The organism is Streptomyces sp. NBC_00385 (assembly GCF_035917155.1).
GTDB lineage: Bacteria > Actinomycetota > Actinomycetes > Streptomycetales > Streptomycetaceae > Streptomyces > Streptomyces poriferorum.
The window spans coordinates 3,473,013-3,489,604 of record NZ_CP107951.1 but is presented as its reverse complement, the minus strand read 5'-3'; the positions used below and the strand labels follow the sequence as shown (position 1 = coordinate 3,489,604).

Sequence of the window (16,592 nt, the reverse complement as noted above, 5' to 3'; positions counted from 1 at the left end):
TGCGGCGCCGTGTGTCAGACGATGGCGAGCCGGTCCACCAACAGCTCCACCCGCGGCCCGGCGTCCTCGGGCAGCAGGCGGCCCGCTCGGGTCAGGGTCGCCAGGCCGTGCAGTGCCGCCCAGAACACCTCGGTGAACAGTGCCGGGTGCACGCCGTCGCCGGCGGCCTCGGCGAGGCATTCGAGCAGGGCGGCGAAGGCGTCCTTCAGCGGCTCGGGGGTGTCCTCACGCGCGTACGCCAGGCCGCCGTCGAGCTGGAACAAGGCGTCGTAGACGGCCGGGTTGTGCTCGGCGAAGTCGAGGTAGGTGCGGGCGAGGGCGGCGACCCGCTCGCGCGGGCTGTTCGCTGCGGAGGTCGCGGCCCGTACCGCCGCGGCCATTTCAGTGGCGCCTTCCAGGGCGACGGCGCCGATGATCTCGCGCTTGCCCCGGAAGTGGCTGTAGAGGACGGGCTGGCTGTATTCGATGCGCTCGGCGAGCCGGCGGGTGGTGACTGCGTCCCAGCCCTGCTGCTCGGCGAGTTCGCGGGCTGTCACCACGATGAGGCGCTCGCGCTCCGCCCGTTCGCGCTCCTTGCGTTCCTTAACCGACATGACTCGATTCTAGCACCGCTAGACAATCGAGCGTTCGTAGCGCTAGCGTTGCCTCATCACCTAGCAACGCTAGTTCACGGAGGGGATCGTCATGCTCAGCACACTCGAGGTCGTCACCACTGTCGTCGTCGGCCTGATGGTGGGGGTGGAGTTCTCCGTCGCCTTCATCATGAGCCGCATCCTGGACGCGCTTCCCGAGGACAGCCGCCAGCTCGGCCACTCCCACGGCGGCCGGATGCTCGGCGCCCTGATGCCGTTCTGGTACATAGGCTCGGTCGTCCTCAGTGCGATCTGGGCCGTCGCCGGATGGCACCACGACGGCGCGGGCCTGGTCGTCACCGCCGCCGGACTGCTGATCGTCAGCGTGGTCATGTCGATCCTGCTGCTCGTCCCGATCAACAACCTGGGCAAGACCTGGACCCCCGAGAACCGGCCGGCCGACTGGAAGGAGCAGCTGCACCGCTGGAACCGGTACCACTACATCCGCGTCGCCGTCATCGTCGCCGCGTTCACCCTGCTGGTCGTCGCCCTCGTCTGATACCGCCGATGCCCACGACGCCCACCGAGCCGACGACGAATCGCAGGGAGAAGAGCAATGTCACTGAGGAAGATCAACACCGTCCTGGCCGCCGCTTTCATCCTCTTCATCCTCTGGTTCGGGACGGAGTTCATCCTGAGCCCGGAGACCACGGCGCCCGGCTTCGGCCTGCCGAGCTGGCCGCCCGGTGACGGCGGTGGCTTCCTGGTGGTCAAGGGAGTCCGCGACGTCGTCATGGCCCTGGTCCTGGGCGTCCTGCTGGTGACGGGCCATCGCCGGGCGCTGGGCTGGGTGCTGCTCGTGGAGGCCCTCGCCGCGTACGGCGACATGGCCAACGTGCTGGCCCACCACGGCTCCGTGGCCACCGCGCTCGGCGTCCACTGCCTGACCGCGACACTGATGGTGGTCAACGGCCTGCTGATCATGCGCGAGACCCGCAACGTCGCTGCTGCCCCGGCAACGACCGCCCCGCAGCCTGCCTGAGGCGCGTATCGGTCCGTGACCAAATCCGTGTGTTTCGCCCCTGACCGCCCCCACCACCGGTGGGCCCCGGATGGCCGGTTCAGCCGCCGTGGCGCTGCTTGTAGCGCCACGGCGCATCCAGCAGCCAGGTGTCCTCCCACTCCGCCCGGTCGACCGGGCCGATCAGGCGGGCGCCCTCCAGGCAGCGGGGGTCGTCAGCGTCGGCGAGGCCGCTGACGGCCTTGATGCGGACCAACTGGTCGTCCTCGTCCAGGAATCCGGCCAGGATGTCGGCGACTGCGGGGCTACGGCCCTCGAACAAGTAGAGGATCTCGCACACGTGGGCGCGGACGCGCGCGTCCGGGTCGCGAGCCAGCGCGGCGAGCGCGTCCAACGCCTCGGGGTGGGTGTACGCGTATCGCGTTCTGCCCAGCATCGTCGGCACCTGGACGCGCACCCTCGGGTCCGGGTGCGTGCGGAGGGCCAGCCCCAGCTCTTCGATCTCCGGTTCGTCGTCGTCGACGGAGTTGAGCCCCCTCAGTACCGGCACGAGCACCGCCGGGTCCGTCTCCTCGGTGGCCCACGGCAGGAGAACGTCCACGGCCCGCCGCTCCCAAGGCCATTTCTCCGAGGTAGCGGGATGCTCGACGATGAGGAAGCACCACATGAGGTACGCAGCGAACTGCCGACGCAGGGGATCAGGGTCGGAGCGCAGCGCCAGGGCCGCTTCCCAGGCCTCCACGTCGGACCGCTTCGCGAGCGCGACGGTTGCTTCCCACCAGTCGGCGTGTTCCGCGTCGGCGCGGGCGAGTGCCCGGGCGAACAGTTCGTCGAACGACCGGCGGAACCCCAACTCCGCTTCCAGGCGGGTGAGGACGGCGGAATGGCCGTCGCACACACGCATCCCGCCGAGCGTGATCACGTGGTACTCGCTGAGGTCGAAATCGTCGACGAACCTACGGCTTTCGACCGGGCCCGACGCGCCGGTCGCGAGGCGAAGCCCGGTTTCGGCGCCGGTCTCGTACCAGTGCCGAGCGCAGGAGAGGAGGGCTGTCCGCTCCTCCTTCGTGAGCCGGCCCTCCGCATGCCTGAGCAGGGCGACGGTCACGCCGGCGTTGCCGGAGGCCACGGCCCGCAGCAGCGGTGTGCTCCCGTCGGGCAGCGGCCGGAGCGGATCGGCGCCGGCGTCCAGCAGAGCATTCGCCCTGCGCCCGTCGAACGCGGCGACGGCGAGGCACAGGGCGTCCGTCGTCTCCGGATCGGCCTCCGTCATTGCCTTCCTCCCGCCCCCTCGGTCGTCCCCGGTGGGCAGCGTAGTCGGCAGAGCCGATCAGGAGAGGAACCGGACCTCCTCGGGCACGAGTTGAGCCGTCACCACGCCGTGCAGCAGCTCCGCGTCCACGAAGTCCCCGACCTCGGGCGGCCCGCACCGCCAGCTCAGCGGGTACGTGTTGCCGTGCGCGGCCGGGACCCCCACGTACTGGTCACGGGCAGCGGGCCCGAAGCACTTCGCGCCGGGCGGCCAGTCGAAGTCCTGGCTGGCGCCGGGTTCGAGCACGAAGTACGTCCACCGCCCTCCCGCGACCTCCCGCACGACGGGCCCCGGATCGCCGTCCGTGAGGGTGGCGAGGTGGTGCAGTACCGCCTCACCCCGTACACCGCGCAACCGGATTGCGTCGAAGTGGATGCCGGTCAGGTGGAGTTGGAGCCCCGAGGCGGGTACCCATTCGGGGTGCTTCTTCTGCGTCATGGCCACGAGCATTCCGGTGACTGCGTAGCGTGACCAGGAGGACACGATCCACATCGGGGCGATGTGGGGAGGGTGGTGTGGGCTGTGGGGACGAGTAGCGAGACGACACACGGGCGGCGGCTGGTGGGGGAGCTCATCCGCATCCACCGGGTGCGGGCCGGGCTCACACAGAAGGAGGCGGCGGAGCAGCTGCTGATCTCGGAGTCGCTGATGGGCGCGGTCGAGCGGGCGGAGCGCATCCCGTCGCGCGACCTGCTGATCGACACGGATCGGGTGTTCGGGGCGGGCGGGGCGCTGAAGGCGTGCTGCGAGCTGGTGGACGAGGAGAAGTACTCGCCGAAGTTTCTGGACTGGGCGAAGCTGGAGCGGACTGCGCGCGTCATCAGTGCATACGAGACGATGCTGATCCCGGGCCTGCTCCAGACGGAGGGTTACGCGTATGCCCTGCACCGGTCGCGCGTACCGGCGTACTCCGAGGACGAGATTGCCCGGCACGTCGGAGCGAGGTTGGAGCGGCAGACGGTGCTGTCGCGCACGCCGCCGCCCCGTATCGGGTACGTCATCGAGGAGTCGGTCCTGGACCGGACGCTCGGTGGCCCCGAGGTGCTGAAGGAGCAACTGCGGCACGTGCTCGACTGTGTGGAGCGGTTCAACCACCTGACGGTGCAGGTGATGCCGTCGGCTCAGCACGCGCATGCGGGGTTGATGGGGCCGATGAAGTTGATGGCCACGGGAGAAGGCCGCAGTCTGCTGTACGTGGAGGCTCACGGCGGCGATAGGTTGATCGCGAAGCCGGAGCAAGTCAGCGACATGTTCGACCTCTTCGGCATTCTGCGGGCCCAGGCGCTCAACCCCTGGAAATCCGCGGAGATCATCGAGACGAAGGTGAGGCAACTGTGAGTCACGGGCCCGAACTGACCTGGTTCAAGTCCAGCTACAGCGGCAACGAGGGCGGCGAGTGCATCGAAGTCGCCTACGACTGGCACAAGTCCAGCTACAGCCTCAACGAGGACAGCTTCTGCGTAGAGGTAGCCACCTGCCCCCACACCGTCCACGTCCGCGACTCCAAGGTCGCCGACGGCCCCACCTTCGCCGTCGCCCCCGCCGCCTGGACCGCGTTCCTGGGCCACGCCGCGAACGCCTAGGGATTATCCGCTTGCCGCCCGCCGACCCGGTCGGTTAGGAAGCTTGCATGCTAAGCGGCGACAAGGTCGGGCTCAGGGCCCGGCACGAGGACGACATCCCCATTCTGCGGGCCGAGCTCTACAACGACGTGGTCAACGCCTCGCGGGCCGATGGCGGGCCGTGGCGGCCGATGGCGCCCGACTCGAAGGACCCGCGGCTCGTGGGCGACGACGAGGATCAGGCGTGCGTCCCGTTCTCCGTCGTGGAGTTGGGCGAGGGCACCCTGGTCGGCACCGCGACGCTGTGGGGCATCGACAATCACAACCGGTCCGCGCATATCGGCCTCAGCCTGCGGCCCTCCGCTCGCGGCAAGGGCTACGGCACCGACGCGGTGGCGGTCCTGTGCCAGTACGGATTCGTCGTACGCGGCCTGCACCGGCTGCAGATAGAGACGCTGCCGGACAACGCCGCGATGCTGGCCTCCGCCGAGCGCAACGGCTTCGTCCGCGAGGGTGTGCTGCGCTCGGCGGCCTGGGTGATGGGCGAGTTCCTCGACGAGGTGCTGCTCGGGCTGCTGGCACAGGACTGGAAACCGACTCCGAAGGGCTGAGGGTGGCCCGGGGCGGGCCCTGGCCCTGGCCCTCGTTGGAGGGCACGGCCCACTCGCCGTCAGACGCTGTTGTCCGGCGCAGCGGCTGTCAGTCGTGCCGCCGGTGGTAGCGGTGTGTGCTGAGGTGAGGCTTCGAACGCCTGGATCGCCAGCGCTGCGAAGCGTCGGGAGGCCATGACCTGGGTGTCGGCCGATCTGGTGTGGATCCCCTTGTTGGCCATGAGGACGAGAATCAGGTCGTCCAGGACGAAGTCCGGCCGCAGGCGTCCGGCGTCCTTGGCCCGCTGGGCCAGTCCGGCGACCGCTTTCACCGTGTACTCACGGCCCCCGGCATCCGGCGCCCCCGGGAAGGCCGCCATGAAGGCTTCGCTGAAACCCCGGTTCCGCGCGTGCAGTTCACAGATCTTCTCGATCACCAGGCAGAGGCCACGCCACGGATCGGGATCGGCGCACCCGTCGTCGACGATGGTGCGACATGCGCGCAACTGGTCCGCGAAGGCTTCGGTGGCCAGCACCTGCTTGGTCGGGAAGTGACGGTACAAGGTGGCAGGTCCGACCCCCGCGCGCCGCGCGATCTCCCGCATCGGCACGTCCAGGCCGTCGGCGGAGAACAGTGCCCGGGCCGCGTCGAGGATGCGCTCGCGGTTGTCCAGCGCGTCGGAACGCAGCGTGTGAGGCAAACCGTCGCTCATGCTCTCACTTTACCTAAACGGACGGGGGCGTCCGTTAGCGTCCAGGGCCTGGCAGCGCACCGAGACCATCGGGGTGCACAGCACCGGGACCAGGGAGACGACAGTGAAGGCCATCGCGATCAAGACGTTCGGAGGTCCTGAAGGCCTGGCCGTTGTCGACCTGCCGGATCCCGCACCCGCTGCCGGACAGGTGGTGATCGAGGCCGAGGCCGTGGGCGTCGGGGGAGTCGACGTGGTGATCCGGAGCGGGGCCCTGGCCGCCTACGGCTTCAAGGAGGGCCACATCCCGGGCGGCGAGGTGGCGGGCACCGTGACCGCGGTCGGTGACGGCGTCGACGCCTCGTGGATCGGCCGGCGGGTGTGGGGCTTCACGGGAACCGGCGGAGGCTACGTCGAACAGGCCCTCGCGCCGGTCGAGGAGATCGTTCCCCTGCCCGCGAACCTGTCCGCGGTCGATGCGGTGACACTCGGCAGTTCCGGCGTGGTGGCCCACTTCGGGCTCCGCCACGCCCACTTCGCTCCCGGAGAGACGGTCCTGGTGCGTGGTGCGGCCGGCAGCATCGGGATCATGGCGGTGCAGCTCGCCGCTCGCGGCGGCGCCGCCGCGGTGGCGGTCACCACGTCCTCGGCCGGGCGCGGTGAGCGGCTGCGACGTCTCGGCGCGACGCACGTCCTGGACCGCTCCGGCGAAGGAGGGGAACCAGCACCCGCAGGCTACGACGTCATCATCGACGTGGTGGCCGGCCAGGACATGCCGTCGTTCTTCGACCGGCTCAACCCGAACGGGCGCATGGTGGCCGTGGGCGCTGTCGCGGGCCAGCCGCCGGCGGACTTCGGCACGAAGATCATGGCGGCGTTCCAGAAGTCGATGTCCTTCGCCGCTTTCAGCGCGGCCACCGTCACCGGAGCCGACCGGCGTGCTGTGCGGAGCGAACAGTTCGCCGCAGCGGGCCGCGGCGAGATCGCCACCGTGGTGCACGAGGTGCTGCCCCTGGACGCAGCCGTGCCGGCGCACCGGAGGATGGACGCGGGCGAGGTCTTCGGGAGGATCGTGCTGACGCCGTAGGCGAAGGCGAGGCCCCGGCCCTCACAACCCCGGCCCTCACAACCCCGGCCCTCACAACCCCGGCCCTCACAACCCCGGCGCCCCCCACACCGGGAACCACCGCCCCAGGTCCTTCTCCACCCGAAGGTCGTCCCCCAGGGCGGCCCGGACCTGCAACTCCAGCTGGTTGTCCCGCTTCTCGCCGCCGCCCGGCACCGGGGCGAACGGGTAGAACGTGCCGCGCTTGTAGAGGTAGACCAGCGCCAGCGAGCGCCCCTCCGCATCCCGGAAGCCGATCAGCGAGCACAGCAGCTGCGGGCCGAAGCCGCCGTCCTGGAGGAGGGTGTTGACCGCGTGCAGGTCGTTGACCAGCGCGGCGAGGTCGTCGGGCGGCTGCCGGGCGAGCAGCCAGGTGTAGCCGTACGAGTCCCGGCTGAACTCCACCGGGATGCCGCCGCGCCCGGTGTCCGCGTCGAGCAGCTCCCGTACGTCCTGCTGGATACGGGCGAAGCCGGCGCCCTCCACACCGGCGAAGCACACCGAGCCGAGGCCGGTCGGGACGAAGCCCGTGGCCGCCTGGAGGGTCAGTGCGGCGGACGGGACGGCGAAGAGCTGGTCGAGGTCGGGGCGGACCGGCTTGCTCCGGCCCAGGATGGTGTCGAGCAGACCCACGGGCGTACTCCTCGGTCAGGGGCGGGACAGGTCGGCGGAGATGCGGGCCAGCTGGTCCAGGCGCTGCTCCAGGGTCGGGTGCGAGGAGAGCAGCCGGCTCAGGCTCTCCTTGGAGGAGAAGGCGGGGACGAAGTAGAAGGCGTTGTACGGCTCCGCCTTCCGCAGGTCCTGCGTCGGGATGCGGGCCATCTGCCCGCTGACCTTGGTGAGGGCGGAGGCGAGGGCGGAGGGTCTGCCGGTGAGCAGCGCGGCCGTGCGGTCGGCGGAGAGTTCGCGGTAGCGCGACAGCAGCCGGGTGAGGAGGAAGCTCAGGGCGTAGACCACGGCGCTGACCAGGGGGATCAGCATGATCGCGATGCCCATGGGGTCGTTGCTGCGGCTGTTGCGGGAGAAGCCGCCCCAGAGCGCGACGCGGGTGATCATGCCCGCGAGGACGCCCAGGAACGAGGCGATCGTCATGACGGCGACATCGCGGTGCGCGACGTGCGACATCTCGTGGGCGAGGACGCCCTCCAGCTCCTCCGGTTCCAGCCGTCGCAGCAGGCCCGTCGTGGCGCAGACGAGGGCGCTCTTCTCGCTGCGGCCGGTGGCGAAGGCGTTCGGTACGTCGCTCTCGGCGATGGCGACCCGGGGCTTGGGCATGTCGGCGAGCGCACAGATCCGGTCGATCGCTCCGTGCAGCTCCGGCGCCTGCTCGGGGGTGACCTCGCGGGCGCCCATGCTGAAGGCCGCGATGCGGTCGCTGAACCAGAACTGGGCGACGAACATGCCCCCGGTGATGATCAGGATGATCGGCCAGGCGCCGCGCATCACGGCCAGCAGGACGCCGACCAGGACCACGTACAGCAGGCCGATCAGGAACATGGTGGTGACCATGCGTGTGGTCAGACCGCGGTCGGGGGCGTACCGGCTACGGGTTTTGGTCATGGGTGACCTCCAGTCCTCACCTGCCTCCATGGTGCTCCTCGATGGCCGAAAGTGGATGCGTCCGCTCCGGTCGGGGCATTTGGCCGAACAGGACCTACCTGTTTAGGTGCCTGGGGCATCTAGTGGTGGTGATCGGTACGTCACCCCCTCTCCTTGCGAGGCCCGCCGTGACACAGGCACAGACAGAGACCGTCGTCTTCCCGCAGGACCGCACCTGTCCCTACCACCCGCCGACCGGCTATCCGAGCACGGGCCGCGGCCAGCAGTCCGTGTCCCGTGTGCGGCTCTTCGACGGCCGTACGGTGTGGCTGGTGACCGGGCACGCCGAGGCGCGCGCCCTGCTGGTGGACCCGAGGCTGTCCTCCGACCGGGAGAATCCCGCGTTCCCGTTCTTCGCCCGGCGGCTGGCGGCCACCACCCAGCGGCGCGTCGAACTGCTCGGCCTCGACGATCCGGAGCACAACGTGCAGCGCCGGATGCTGATCCCGAGCTTCACGGTCAGGCGGGCGGCGGCGCTGCGGCCGGGCATCCAGGAGATCGTCGACCGGCTGCTCGACGCGATGGCCGAGCAGGGCCCGCCGGCCGAGCTGGTCGAAGCCTTCGCGCTGCCCGTGCCCTCCATGGTCATCTGTGCGCTGCTGGGCGTGCCCTACGCGGACCACGAGTTCTTCGAGGCGCAGTCCCGCAAGCTGCTGCGCGGCCCCGCGGGCTCCGATGTCGAGGCGGCGCGGGACGCTCTGAGTACGTACTTCCGCGCACTGATCGAGCGGAAGCGCCGGGATCCGGGCGACGGGCTGCTCGACGAGCTCATCGCCAAGCAGCTGGAGACCGGGGCGGTGGATCTGGAGGAGCTGGTGCGACTGGCCCAGATCCTGCTCGTGGCCGGTCACGAGACGACCGCGAACATGATCTCGCTCGGCACCCTCACCCTGCTCCAGCACCCGGACCAGCTGGCCCGGCTGCGTGACGGGGGCGACGGGGTCCCGGCCGCCGTCGAGGAGCTGCTCCGCTTCCTGTCCATCGCCGACGGGCTCTCCCGGGTGGCCGTCGAGGACATCGAGGTGGGCGGGGTGACCCTGCGGGCCGGGGACGGTGTCCTGCTGTCCACGGCGGTGATCAACCGGGACGGGGCCGCCTATCCGTCGCCGGACGAGCTGGACCTCGGCCGGGGGGCGCGGAACCACGTCGCCTTCGGATTCGGCATCCACCAGTGCCTGGGCCAGAACCTCGCGCGGGCCGAGCTGGAGATCGCCCTGCCCGCGCTCTTCGGCCGGCTGCCCGGTCTGCGGCTCGCGGTGCCGGCCGAGGAGATCCCGTTCAAACCGGGGGACACGGTCCAGGGGCTCATCGAACTGCCCGTGACCTGGTGACCGGGACCCGAGCGGAAGGACGGACGGACATGACGGCCATGCGGATCGATATCGACAGGGACGTGTGCATCGGCGCCGGGCAGTGCGCGCTCGCCGCGCCCAAGGTGTTCACGCAGGACGACGACGGGCTCAGCGAGCTCCTGGCGGAGGCCGAGCCCGGGCCCATGGTCGCCGAGGCGGCCCGCGCCTGCCCCGTCCAGGCCATCACGATCACCTGACGCGGCGCGGCGGCACATTGCGGCGGGTGGTCAGGGCCAGAGCAGCTCCCGCTCCCAGCCCGTACCGTCCCGGCGGTAGCGCAGCCGTACGTGCCGCCGCCGGGCGTCGCCCTGGAAGAACTCGACCTCGCGCGGCTCGACCACGTACCGCGTCCAGCTCGCCACCTCCGCCTCCGGCTTCTCCTGTGCCCGCTGCCAGGCGGCGTCCGAGGCCCGGTCGAGTTCCCCCGTCGAGCCCAGCACCTCGCTCTGCCGCCCCACCAGCGCCGAGGCGAGCGCCCCGGTCGAGCGGGCGTGGAGGTCGGCGCTGCTCTCGGCGGGGGAGCAGGTGGTGACGGGTCCCCGGACTCGTACCTGCCGGCCCTGCGCGGGCCAGTAGAAGCCAAGCGCGGCGTACGGGCGGGCGGCGAGCTCGCGGCCCTTCGCGCTGGTGGCGTGCGTGGCGAAGTGCCAGCCGCGCGCGTCGGCGTCGTGCAGCATCAGCGTGCGTACGTCGGGCAGGCCCTCCGCGTCGGCCGTCGCCAGCGTCATCGTGTGCGGCTCGGCCTGCCCGGCCGCGACCGCCTCCGCGAACCAGGCGTGGAAGAGGGGGAGCGGGGCGGGGGGCGCCGTGGCCGGGTCGAAGGCGGGAAGCTCGATGTCCCAGACGCGCTGGGAGTGGAGCAGGTCGAGGAAGGCGCGCTGTCCGGAGGCAGATCCATCAGTCATCCGCCCATTCCATCCGGTGAGGGAGTTGAGAGCGAAGTGGGCGCGGCGGAGGCGGCCGGGCAGGGCCGGATGCGTGGGCGAGTGCTCACATCGCTTTCAACTCCGATCGAAGGATCGCGCTCAGCGGCGATGCTGTAGCGCGGTGAGACACGGGGGGCTACGCTGTGGTTATGAAGACCATTACGCAGCGGGAGTTCCGGAATCGGTCCGCGGACGTCATGAATGCTGTGGAGGAGGGCGAGATCTTCCACATCACACGTAACGGGATAGAGGTCGCGGAACTTCGGCCCCTCACTCGCAAACGGAGCCTGAGCGCGGAGGAGCTGGTGGCCCGGCACCGGCGGCTTCCCCGTGTGGACGGTGCGCTGATGCGTCGCGAGGCGGACGAGCTGTTCGGCGACGAGGACCGGGCCGGGGACGACGACCCATGGGAGCGTACGCGTGGCTGAGCGCTATCGCGCGGGGGTCCTCGACACCTGCACGTACATCGACCTCGACCTGTTGCGCGCCGAGGATCTGCCCGCCTTCCCGGCGCTCACCGCTGTGACGATGGCTGAATTGCAGCAAGGCGTGGCGATGGCCAGGGATCCGGCCGGGAGGGCGGCGCGCATGGAGAAGCTGGGAGCCGCCGTGGCTGATTTCGAACCGCTTCCCTTCGACGGGGACGCGGCTGCTCGTTACGGAAGCATGGTGTCCCTCGTCGTTGCGGCAGGCCGTAACCCCCGGCCTCGGCGCATGGACCTGATGATCGCTTCCATCGCTTCGGTCAGAGGGCTGCCGCTCTTCACTCGCAACGCGGACGACTTCAAAGGGCTGGAGGACGTGCTCACCGTCGTGGCCGTGTGAGCCCGCGCCGGAGGCGGTCTCACCCCCGCCCCAGCACCACCGTCCCCGACGAGCAGAACCAGCCGCCCGTCCCCGACGCCACCGCCAGTTCCGGCAGCCGGCCCCCCGCCTTGCGCACCTGGCGGGCCCCCGCCTCGCCGCGCAGCTGGCGTACCGCCTCCACCAGCAGGAACAGTCCGCGCATTCCGGGGTGGCAGGCGGACAGGCCGCCGCCGTCCGTGTTGACCGGGAGCTCGCCGGTGAGGCCCGTGCGGCCCTTCTCCACGAACGGCCCGCCCTCGCCCTTCGCGCAGAAGCCCAGGTCCTCCAGCGTCACCAGCGTCATATAGGTGAACGCGTCGTAGATCTCCGCCAGATCGATGTCCGCGGGCCGCACGCCCGCCCGCTCGAAGGCGAGGCGGCCGGACACGGCGGCGGGCGAGACCGTGAAGTCGTCCCACTCCGACATGGTGGAGTGCGAGACGTGCTCGCCGGTGCCGAGGATCCAGACGGGGGCCTTCGCCGTGTCCGGTACGTACTCCTCGGCCGCCAGCAGCACCGCGCAGCCGCCGTCGCTGCGGATGCAGCAGTGCAGCTTCGTGAAGGGGTCGGCGATCATCGGGCCCGACAGCACCTCGTCGACCGTGACCGGGGTGCGGAACATCGCGTCCGGGTTGGCCGCCGCGTTCGCCCGGGCCTGCACCGCCACCTCGGCGAGCTGCTCCAGCGTGGTGCCGTACTCGTGCATGTGGCGGCGGGCGGCCATCGCGTACTTGGCGATCAGCGAGTGCCCGTACGGCACCTCGAACTGGAGCGGGCCGCGGGCCCCGAAGGAGAGGTTGGACGTACGGCGGCCCGCCTTGATGTCGGCCCGGGCCGTCGACCCGTACACCAGCAGGACGGCGTTGGCACGCCCTGCCGCGATGGCGTCCGCCGCGTGGGCCGCCATGACCTCCCAGGTCGAGCCGCCGACCGAGGTGGAGTCCACCCAGGTGGGTTTCAGCCCCAGGTACTCGGCGACCTCGACCGGGGCGAGCGTGCCGAGGCCCGCGGAGGCGAAGCCGTCGACGACCGACCGGTCAAGGCCCGAGTCGGCGAGCGCCCGGCGGGCGGCCTGGGCATGCAGGGCGTACGGAGTGGCCGTGTCGACGCGTCCGCAGTCGGCGAGGGATATGCCGACGACAGCGACCTTGCGGCGGGAAGAGGGCGTGGCAGGCATGAATCTGACGGTACATCAGGTTTGGGGAATGTGAACCGCCGTTCCGTGCGCGGATCCTGTGGCGCCTGTCGCTCTGCGAGACTCTGGGAATCTCGCTGCTTCACCCCTAGCATGACGGCCCGTCAGATCGGAGGCCGTCGGCCTCCGAGGAGAAGGAGCCCGCCGATGGATGCCGCCTTCACCGCGGAACAGGACGAGATCCGCCGCACCCTGCGCGACCTGCTCGCCGAACGCGACGTAGGGACAGCCGCACCGACACCGGACGGGTACGACACCGCACTGTGGCACCGGCTCTCCCGGGAGCTCGGGCTGCCCGGACTCGCCCTCCCGAAGGAGTACGGGGGCGGGGGCCGCGGCCCGGCCGAGCTCGCCGTCGCCCTGGAGGAGGCCGGCCGGGCCCTGCTGCCGTCCCCGCTGCTCGCCACCGCCGTACTCGCCGCCCCCCTGATCCTCGCCCTCGGCACCGACGAGCAGCGCACCGCCCTGCTGCCGTCCCTCGCTTCGGGCGGGCTCACCGCGGCCCTGGCCGTCCCCGGCGGCTCGCTCTCCACCGCGCTCGGCCTCACCGGCGATCTCACCGGCGGCGCCTGGGCGGGCGGCGGACGGGCGGGCGGTGTGCAGGCCCGGCCGGCCGGCGGGGACGGCGGGTGGCGGCTGTACGGGGAGGCCGCCCAGGTGCTGGACGGGCACAGTGCCGGACTGCTCCTGGTCGCCGCGCACACGGGCGGCTTTCCGCGCAGCCGCACCCTGTTGTTCCTGGTCAGGACCGACGGGCCACAGCCGCCCGCCGGTCTCGTCCGCACCCGGCAGACCTCGCTCGACGTCACCCGGCCGCTCGCCCGGATCGAGCTGCGCGACACCGAGGCCGAACTCCTCGGCGCCGACGACTCCGTGGAAGCGATCTCAGCGCTCGCGGCCACCGGGCGCACGGCGGCGGTCGCACTCGCCGCCGAGGCGGCCGGGGCCGCGGCCGGCGCGCTGGAACGGACGCTCGACTACGTCGGGGAGCGGGAGAAGTCCGGCAGAGCGGTCGGTTCCTTCCAGGCCGTGAAGCTCCGCCTGGCGGACCTGTACGTACGCGTGCGCTCGGCCCGCTCCGCCGCGTACTACGCGGCCTGGGACCCGGAATCCGGCGGTCTCGCGCTCGCCCAGGCGCTGGAAGCGCTGCGGATCACCACCGCCGAGGCCGTGCAGCTGCACGGCGGCATCGGCTTCACCTGGGAGGACGAGGCGCGGCTGTACTTCAACCGGGCCGCGTCCGACGAGCTGCTCCTCGGCCCGGTGCACCGGCTCCGCGACCATGCGGCCGAGCGGGCCGGACTGTTCGGGCAGGAGCGGGCCGACGGCCCGGCGGGGCGCGGGCCGGCCGGTCAGGTGGCGGTCTGATGCCGCCCGGGGTCCGGCTCGTCCAGAAGGTGTCCTCGACCCGGGTCTTCGCGCGGATCGCCCCGCACGTCGTGCCCGCCATGGACCGCACCGTGCACCGGCTCACCCGGGGCCGGGTACTGCTCAGCGCACAGATGCTGCCGGGGGTGGTGCTGACGGTGCCGGGGGCGCGCAGCGGGCAGCTCAGGACGACCCCGCTGGCCTGCATGCCGCAGCCGGGTGACGGCGGTCCGGGCAACTGGATCCTGGTCGGCAGCAACTTCGGCCGTCCGGGTCATCCCGCCTGGACGGCGAATCTGCTGGCGCATCCCGAGGCGGCCGTCATCAACTGGAAGGGCCGCGACATTCCCGTACGGGCACGGCTGCTGGCCGGGGAGGAACGGGCCGGGGTGTGGGAGGCGGCGCTGAAGTTCTGGCCGCCCTATGCCGCGTACCAGGCCCGGATCGACCGGGAGATCCGGCTGTTCCGGCTGGATGCGGCGGATCCGGTGGACGCGGCGGAGCCGGTGGAGGGGCGCGACGGTCCGGCGTGATGTTCCGAGGGGTCCGGGAACGCCGACGGCGGACCACATGCGTGGTCCGCCGTCGGTGAGACAGGACCTGGGGCGCCCGGGATCACCGCGCGTCACCCAGTACGGGGTTCCGGCGCGGGCGCTACTTCGTCGGCTTCTTGCCGGTGATGCCCAGATGCACCAACAGCGCGAGGTTCGGCTTGAGTTCGGCCTGCTTGACGCCCCAGGTGGTGAAGCCCTTCTGGTGCGAGGCGACGGCGGCCAGCATCGCGACCAGGGAGCCCGCCATCGCAGCGGCGCTGACGTCCTTGTCGACCTTGCCCTTGGCCTGGAGCTCCTTGACCGAGTCCGTAAGGGAGTTGGTGACGGAGTTCAGGATCTTCATGCGGATCTTGTAGAACCGCTTGTCGCCCTCGGCGGCACCGAGGTCGACCACGCGCAGAATGGCATCGTTGCGCCGCCAGAAGTCGAGGAATCCCTCGACGAGTTCTTCGGCTGCCTGCCATCCGGATTTTCCGACCCAGGAGCGTCCGGCGACCAGTTCGGTCAGTCCGGCGCCCTCCTTGGCCATCTCCTCGGCGATTTCGAGGACGGCGCCCTCGACGTCGGGGAAGTACTGGTAGAAGGTTGCGGGTGAAGTCCCCGCCTTCCGGGCGACGTCGATGACTTTGACGTCCCGGTACGGCGAGGAGCTGAGCATCTCGCTGAGGCAGTCGAGCAGCTTCTGCCGCGTCGCCTGTCCTCGCCGACCGGCCACGCGGCCGTCGACGGTGCGTACTTGTCCTGTCATGCCGTCAGCTTACCGACGGGTGATCGGAGCGCGATTCGGCCGACTGCAAATGGGGAGTGCGGCAGGTGCGGTGGGGGGAGTGGGTGGATTTCGGGGGATGCGCCCCAGGGGCGCTCCGCTGGTTCCCCACAGTCTGATTAGTGTTATCAACAGCCTGTGGACAACTTCGGTGGATAACTTTCCGTGACGAGGGCGCGCGTGACGTGCGCATCGAAAATATGTTCGCACCGGAGGGGCTGGGGCGCGGCGGGGCCGGTGCGCGGCTACGTTGGGTGTGACGAGCGTCACCACGGATGAGTGTCGTCGCGACGGAAGGATCCGGGCCCATGGCCGCATTCGCGCAGTCCGCCCCGTGCTGGGTGGATGTGCAGCTCCCCGACCTCGAAGCGGGCAAGCGCTTCTACGGTGAGCTCTTCGGCTGGACCTTCCGGGCGGGCGACGGCCCGTACGCCGACGCCCTCAGCGGCGGCGCTCTCGTGGCCGCCCTCGCCGCCAAGCAGGACGGCCGGATGCCGACGGCCTGGGGCGTCTACTTCGCCACCGACGACATCACCGCCTCCGTCGCCCGGATCCGCGAGAACGGCGGCCAGGTGATCACCGACCCGGTCCGGGCCGGCCGGTCCGGGGTGCTCGCCCAGGCCGCCGACCCCGGCGGGGCGGTGTTCGGCCTCTGGCAGGCGGGCGAGCGCAAGGGCTTCCAGAAGCAGAACGAGCCCGGTTCCTTCTGCTGGACCGAGGTCTACACCCGGCAGAAGGACCGGGTCGACGCCTTCTACGAGGAGGTCTTCGGCTTCCGCTCCGCGGATATCGACGAGCCCGGCGTCGACCCGGGCACCGCGGAGTCCGGCGTGGACTACCGGATGTGGTCCCCGCCCGGCACCGAACCGGGGCCGGACACCGCGGTCGGCGGGCGCAGCGTCATCACGGACGGCCTCCCCGCCGAGATGCCCAGCCACTTCCTCAGCTACTTCACCGTGGCCGACTGCGACGCGTCGGCCGAGACGGTCGTACGGCTCGGCGGGAGGGTCTCCGAACCGCCCTTCGACATCCCGTACGGGCGGATGGCGGTCCTCCAGGACGACCAGGGCGCCGTGTTCGCCGTACTTCAGGAACCCGTGTCCTGAAACAGACGGAACGGTACGGGACACCC

22 protein-coding genes are annotated in these 16,592 nt (G+C 70.9%); 13 read left to right on the top strand and 9 right to left on the bottom strand.

Annotated elements, in window-relative coordinates:
- Positions 1-14: 14 nt before the first annotated feature.
- Positions 15-593 carry a TetR/AcrR family transcriptional regulator gene (locus tag OG959_RS15375; RefSeq protein WP_326658773.1) on the bottom strand — a complete coding sequence of 193 codons (579 nt, stop codon included), beginning with the start codon at positions 591-593 and terminating at the stop codon, positions 15-17.
- Between the two features lie 91 nt (positions 594-684).
- Here OG959_RS15375 and OG959_RS15370 point away from each other — a divergent pair, with 91 nt between their 5' ends.
- Complete coding sequence (locus OG959_RS15370) at positions 685-1,131, top strand: DUF1772 domain-containing protein (RefSeq protein WP_326658771.1); 447 nt, start codon at positions 685-687, stop codon at positions 1,129-1,131.
- A gap of 57 nt (positions 1,132-1,188) precedes the next feature.
- Positions 1,189-1,614 (top strand): DUF4267 domain-containing protein, encoded by a 426-nt coding sequence (locus OG959_RS15365; protein WP_326658769.1) that lies wholly within the window; start codon positions 1,189-1,191, stop codon positions 1,612-1,614.
- A 79-nt stretch (positions 1,615-1,693) separates the two neighbouring features.
- Here the strand turns inward: OG959_RS15365 and OG959_RS15360 are convergent, their stop codons facing one another.
- Complete coding sequence (locus OG959_RS15360) at positions 1,694-2,866, bottom strand: HEAT repeat domain-containing protein (RefSeq protein ID WP_326658767.1); 1,173 nt, start codon at positions 2,864-2,866, stop codon at positions 1,694-1,696.
- A gap of 57 nt (positions 2,867-2,923) precedes the next feature.
- Complete coding sequence (locus tag OG959_RS15355) at positions 2,924-3,343, bottom strand: hypothetical protein (RefSeq protein WP_326658765.1); 420 nt, start codon at positions 3,341-3,343, stop codon at positions 2,924-2,926.
- Positions 3,344-3,427: 84 nt separating this feature from the next.
- On the opposite strand from OG959_RS15355, the gene OG959_RS15350 reads away from it, so the two are divergent.
- The 3 genes from OG959_RS15350 to OG959_RS15340 are packed head-to-tail and all read left to right on the top strand — an operon-like array spanning position 3,428 to position 5,078.
- A complete protein-coding gene (locus OG959_RS15350; RefSeq protein WP_326658762.1) occupies positions 3,428-4,243 on the top strand; it encodes a helix-turn-helix domain-containing protein in 816 nt (271 codons plus the stop codon).
- Positions 4,240-4,488 (top strand): DUF397 domain-containing protein, encoded by a 249-nt coding sequence (locus OG959_RS15345; RefSeq protein ID WP_326658760.1) that lies wholly within the window; start codon positions 4,240-4,242, stop codon positions 4,486-4,488. Before OG959_RS15350 ends, OG959_RS15345 begins: the two co-directional genes overlap by 4 nt.
- A 47-nt stretch (positions 4,489-4,535) precedes the next feature.
- Positions 4,536-5,078, top strand: coding sequence for a GNAT family N-acetyltransferase (locus OG959_RS15340; protein WP_326658759.1), 543 nt, complete (start codon positions 4,536-4,538; stop codon positions 5,076-5,078).
- 59 nt (positions 5,079-5,137) lie between these two features.
- On the opposite strand, the gene OG959_RS15335 is transcribed toward OG959_RS15340, so the two are convergent.
- On the bottom strand, positions 5,138-5,770 hold the full coding sequence (locus OG959_RS15335) for a TetR/AcrR family transcriptional regulator (RefSeq protein WP_326658757.1): 633 nt from the start codon (positions 5,768-5,770) through the stop codon (positions 5,138-5,140).
- Between the two features lie 103 nt (positions 5,771-5,873).
- Between OG959_RS15335 and OG959_RS15330 the strand changes: the two genes are divergently transcribed.
- Entirely contained in the window at positions 5,874-6,836 is a 963-nt protein-coding gene (locus OG959_RS15330) for a zinc-binding dehydrogenase (RefSeq protein ID WP_326658755.1), read from the top strand.
- 66 nt (positions 6,837-6,902) lie between these two features.
- Here OG959_RS15330 and pspAB read toward each other — a convergent pair whose 3' ends face one another.
- Both pspAB and htpX read right to left on the bottom strand, forming a co-directional pair.
- On the bottom strand, positions 6,903-7,487 hold the full coding sequence (gene pspAB / locus OG959_RS15325) for a PspA-associated protein PspAB (protein WP_326658753.1): 585 nt from the start codon (positions 7,485-7,487) through the stop codon (positions 6,903-6,905).
- A 15-nt stretch (positions 7,488-7,502) separates the two neighbouring features.
- Positions 7,503-8,414, bottom strand: a complete 912-nt coding sequence (gene htpX / locus OG959_RS15320) for a zinc metalloprotease HtpX (RefSeq protein ID WP_326658751.1) — start codon at positions 8,412-8,414, stop codon at positions 7,503-7,505.
- Positions 8,415-8,581: 167 nt separating this feature from the next.
- Here htpX and OG959_RS15315 point away from each other — a divergent pair, with 167 nt between their 5' ends.
- Both OG959_RS15315 and OG959_RS15310 read left to right on the top strand, forming a co-directional pair.
- A complete protein-coding gene (locus OG959_RS15315) occupies positions 8,582-9,784 on the top strand; it encodes a cytochrome P450 (RefSeq protein ID WP_326658748.1) in 1,203 nt (400 codons plus the stop codon).
- 38 nt (positions 9,785-9,822) lie between these two features.
- Complete coding sequence (locus tag OG959_RS15310) at positions 9,823-10,002, top strand: ferredoxin (RefSeq protein ID WP_326666394.1); 180 nt, start codon at positions 9,823-9,825, stop codon at positions 10,000-10,002.
- 30 nt (positions 10,003-10,032) lie between these two features.
- Here OG959_RS15310 and OG959_RS15305 read toward each other — a convergent pair whose 3' ends face one another.
- A complete protein-coding gene (locus OG959_RS15305; RefSeq protein ID WP_326658746.1) occupies positions 10,033-10,710 on the bottom strand; it encodes a pyridoxine/pyridoxamine 5'-phosphate oxidase in 678 nt (225 codons plus the stop codon).
- Positions 10,711-10,880: 170 nt separating this feature from the next.
- On the opposite strand from OG959_RS15305, the gene OG959_RS15300 reads away from it, so the two are divergent.
- Both OG959_RS15300 and OG959_RS15295 read left to right on the top strand, forming a co-directional pair.
- The gene (locus OG959_RS15300; RefSeq protein WP_326658744.1) at positions 10,881-11,159 is read left to right on the top strand and encodes a type II toxin-antitoxin system Phd/YefM family antitoxin; all 279 of its coding nucleotides are present in this window, start codon (positions 10,881-10,883) and stop codon (positions 11,157-11,159) included.
- A complete protein-coding gene (locus tag OG959_RS15295; RefSeq protein ID WP_326658742.1) occupies positions 11,152-11,556 on the top strand; it encodes a type II toxin-antitoxin system VapC family toxin in 405 nt (134 codons plus the stop codon). Before OG959_RS15300 ends, OG959_RS15295 begins: the two co-directional genes overlap by 8 nt.
- A gap of 19 nt (positions 11,557-11,575) precedes the next feature.
- On the opposite strand, the gene OG959_RS15290 is transcribed toward OG959_RS15295, so the two are convergent.
- On the bottom strand, positions 11,576-12,754 hold the full coding sequence (locus tag OG959_RS15290; protein ID WP_326658740.1) for a thiolase C-terminal domain-containing protein: 1,179 nt from the start codon (positions 12,752-12,754) through the stop codon (positions 11,576-11,578).
- A 165-nt stretch (positions 12,755-12,919) separates the two neighbouring features.
- Here OG959_RS15290 and OG959_RS15285 point away from each other — a divergent pair, with 165 nt between their 5' ends.
- Positions 12,920-14,140 carry an acyl-CoA dehydrogenase family protein gene (locus tag OG959_RS15285; protein WP_326658738.1) on the top strand — a complete coding sequence of 407 codons (1,221 nt, stop codon included), beginning with the start codon at positions 12,920-12,922 and terminating at the stop codon, positions 14,138-14,140.
- Positions 14,140-14,673 carry a nitroreductase family deazaflavin-dependent oxidoreductase gene (locus OG959_RS15280; RefSeq protein ID WP_326658736.1) on the top strand — a complete coding sequence of 178 codons (534 nt, stop codon included), beginning with the start codon at positions 14,140-14,142 and terminating at the stop codon, positions 14,671-14,673. The genes OG959_RS15285 and OG959_RS15280 overlap by 1 nt, the downstream gene beginning before the upstream one ends.
- 121 nt (positions 14,674-14,794) lie before the next feature.
- Here OG959_RS15280 and OG959_RS15275 read toward each other — a convergent pair whose 3' ends face one another.
- Positions 14,795-15,442 (bottom strand): TetR family transcriptional regulator, encoded by a 648-nt coding sequence (locus tag OG959_RS15275; RefSeq protein ID WP_148019260.1) that lies wholly within the window; start codon positions 15,440-15,442, stop codon positions 14,795-14,797.
- 326 nt (positions 15,443-15,768) lie between these two features.
- Between OG959_RS15275 and OG959_RS15270 the strand changes: the two genes are divergently transcribed.
- Positions 15,769-16,566, top strand: a complete 798-nt coding sequence (locus tag OG959_RS15270) for a VOC family protein (protein ID WP_326658732.1) — start codon at positions 15,769-15,771, stop codon at positions 16,564-16,566.
- Positions 16,567-16,592: the final 26 nt, after the last annotated feature.

Coding starts and splice junctions, on each gene's coding strand:
- OG959_RS15375 (WP_326658773.1), bottom strand. CDS start 593: ATGTCGGTTAAGGAACGCAAGGAGCGCGAACGGGCGGAGCGCGAGCGC.
- OG959_RS15370 (WP_326658771.1), top strand. CDS start 685: ATGCTCAGCACACTCGAGGTCGTCACCACTGTCGTCGTCGGCCTGATG.
- OG959_RS15365 (WP_326658769.1), top strand. CDS start 1,189: ATGTCACTGAGGAAGATCAACACCGTCCTGGCCGCCGCTTTCATCCTC.
- OG959_RS15360 (WP_326658767.1), bottom strand. CDS start 2,866: ATGACGGAGGCCGATCCGGAGACGACGGACGCCCTGTGCCTCGCCGTC.
- OG959_RS15355 (WP_326658765.1), bottom strand. CDS start 3,343: ATGACGCAGAAGAAGCACCCCGAATGGGTACCCGCCTCGGGGCTCCAA.
- OG959_RS15340 (WP_326658759.1), top strand. CDS start 4,536: ATGCTAAGCGGCGACAAGGTCGGGCTCAGGGCCCGGCACGAGGACGAC.
- OG959_RS15335 (WP_326658757.1), bottom strand. CDS start 5,770: ATGAGCGACGGTTTGCCTCACACGCTGCGTTCCGACGCGCTGGACAAC.
- htpX (WP_326658751.1), bottom strand. CDS start 8,414: ATGACCAAAACCCGTAGCCGGTACGCCCCCGACCGCGGTCTGACCACA.
- OG959_RS15310 (WP_326666394.1), top strand. CDS start 9,823: ATGCGGATCGATATCGACAGGGACGTGTGCATCGGCGCCGGGCAGTGC.
- OG959_RS15305 (WP_326658746.1), bottom strand. CDS start 10,710: ATGACTGATGGATCTGCCTCCGGACAGCGCGCCTTCCTCGACCTGCTC.
- OG959_RS15300 (WP_326658744.1), top strand. CDS start 10,881: ATGAAGACCATTACGCAGCGGGAGTTCCGGAATCGGTCCGCGGACGTC.
- OG959_RS15290 (WP_326658740.1), bottom strand. CDS start 12,754: ATGCCTGCCACGCCCTCTTCCCGCCGCAAGGTCGCTGTCGTCGGCATA.
- OG959_RS15285 (WP_326658738.1), top strand. CDS start 12,920: ATGGATGCCGCCTTCACCGCGGAACAGGACGAGATCCGCCGCACCCTG.
- OG959_RS15280 (WP_326658736.1), top strand. CDS start 14,140: ATGCCGCCCGGGGTCCGGCTCGTCCAGAAGGTGTCCTCGACCCGGGTC.
- OG959_RS15275 (WP_148019260.1), bottom strand. CDS start 15,442: ATGACAGGACAAGTACGCACCGTCGACGGCCGCGTGGCCGGTCGGCGA.
- OG959_RS15270 (WP_326658732.1), top strand. CDS start 15,769: ATGGCCGCATTCGCGCAGTCCGCCCCGTGCTGGGTGGATGTGCAGCTC.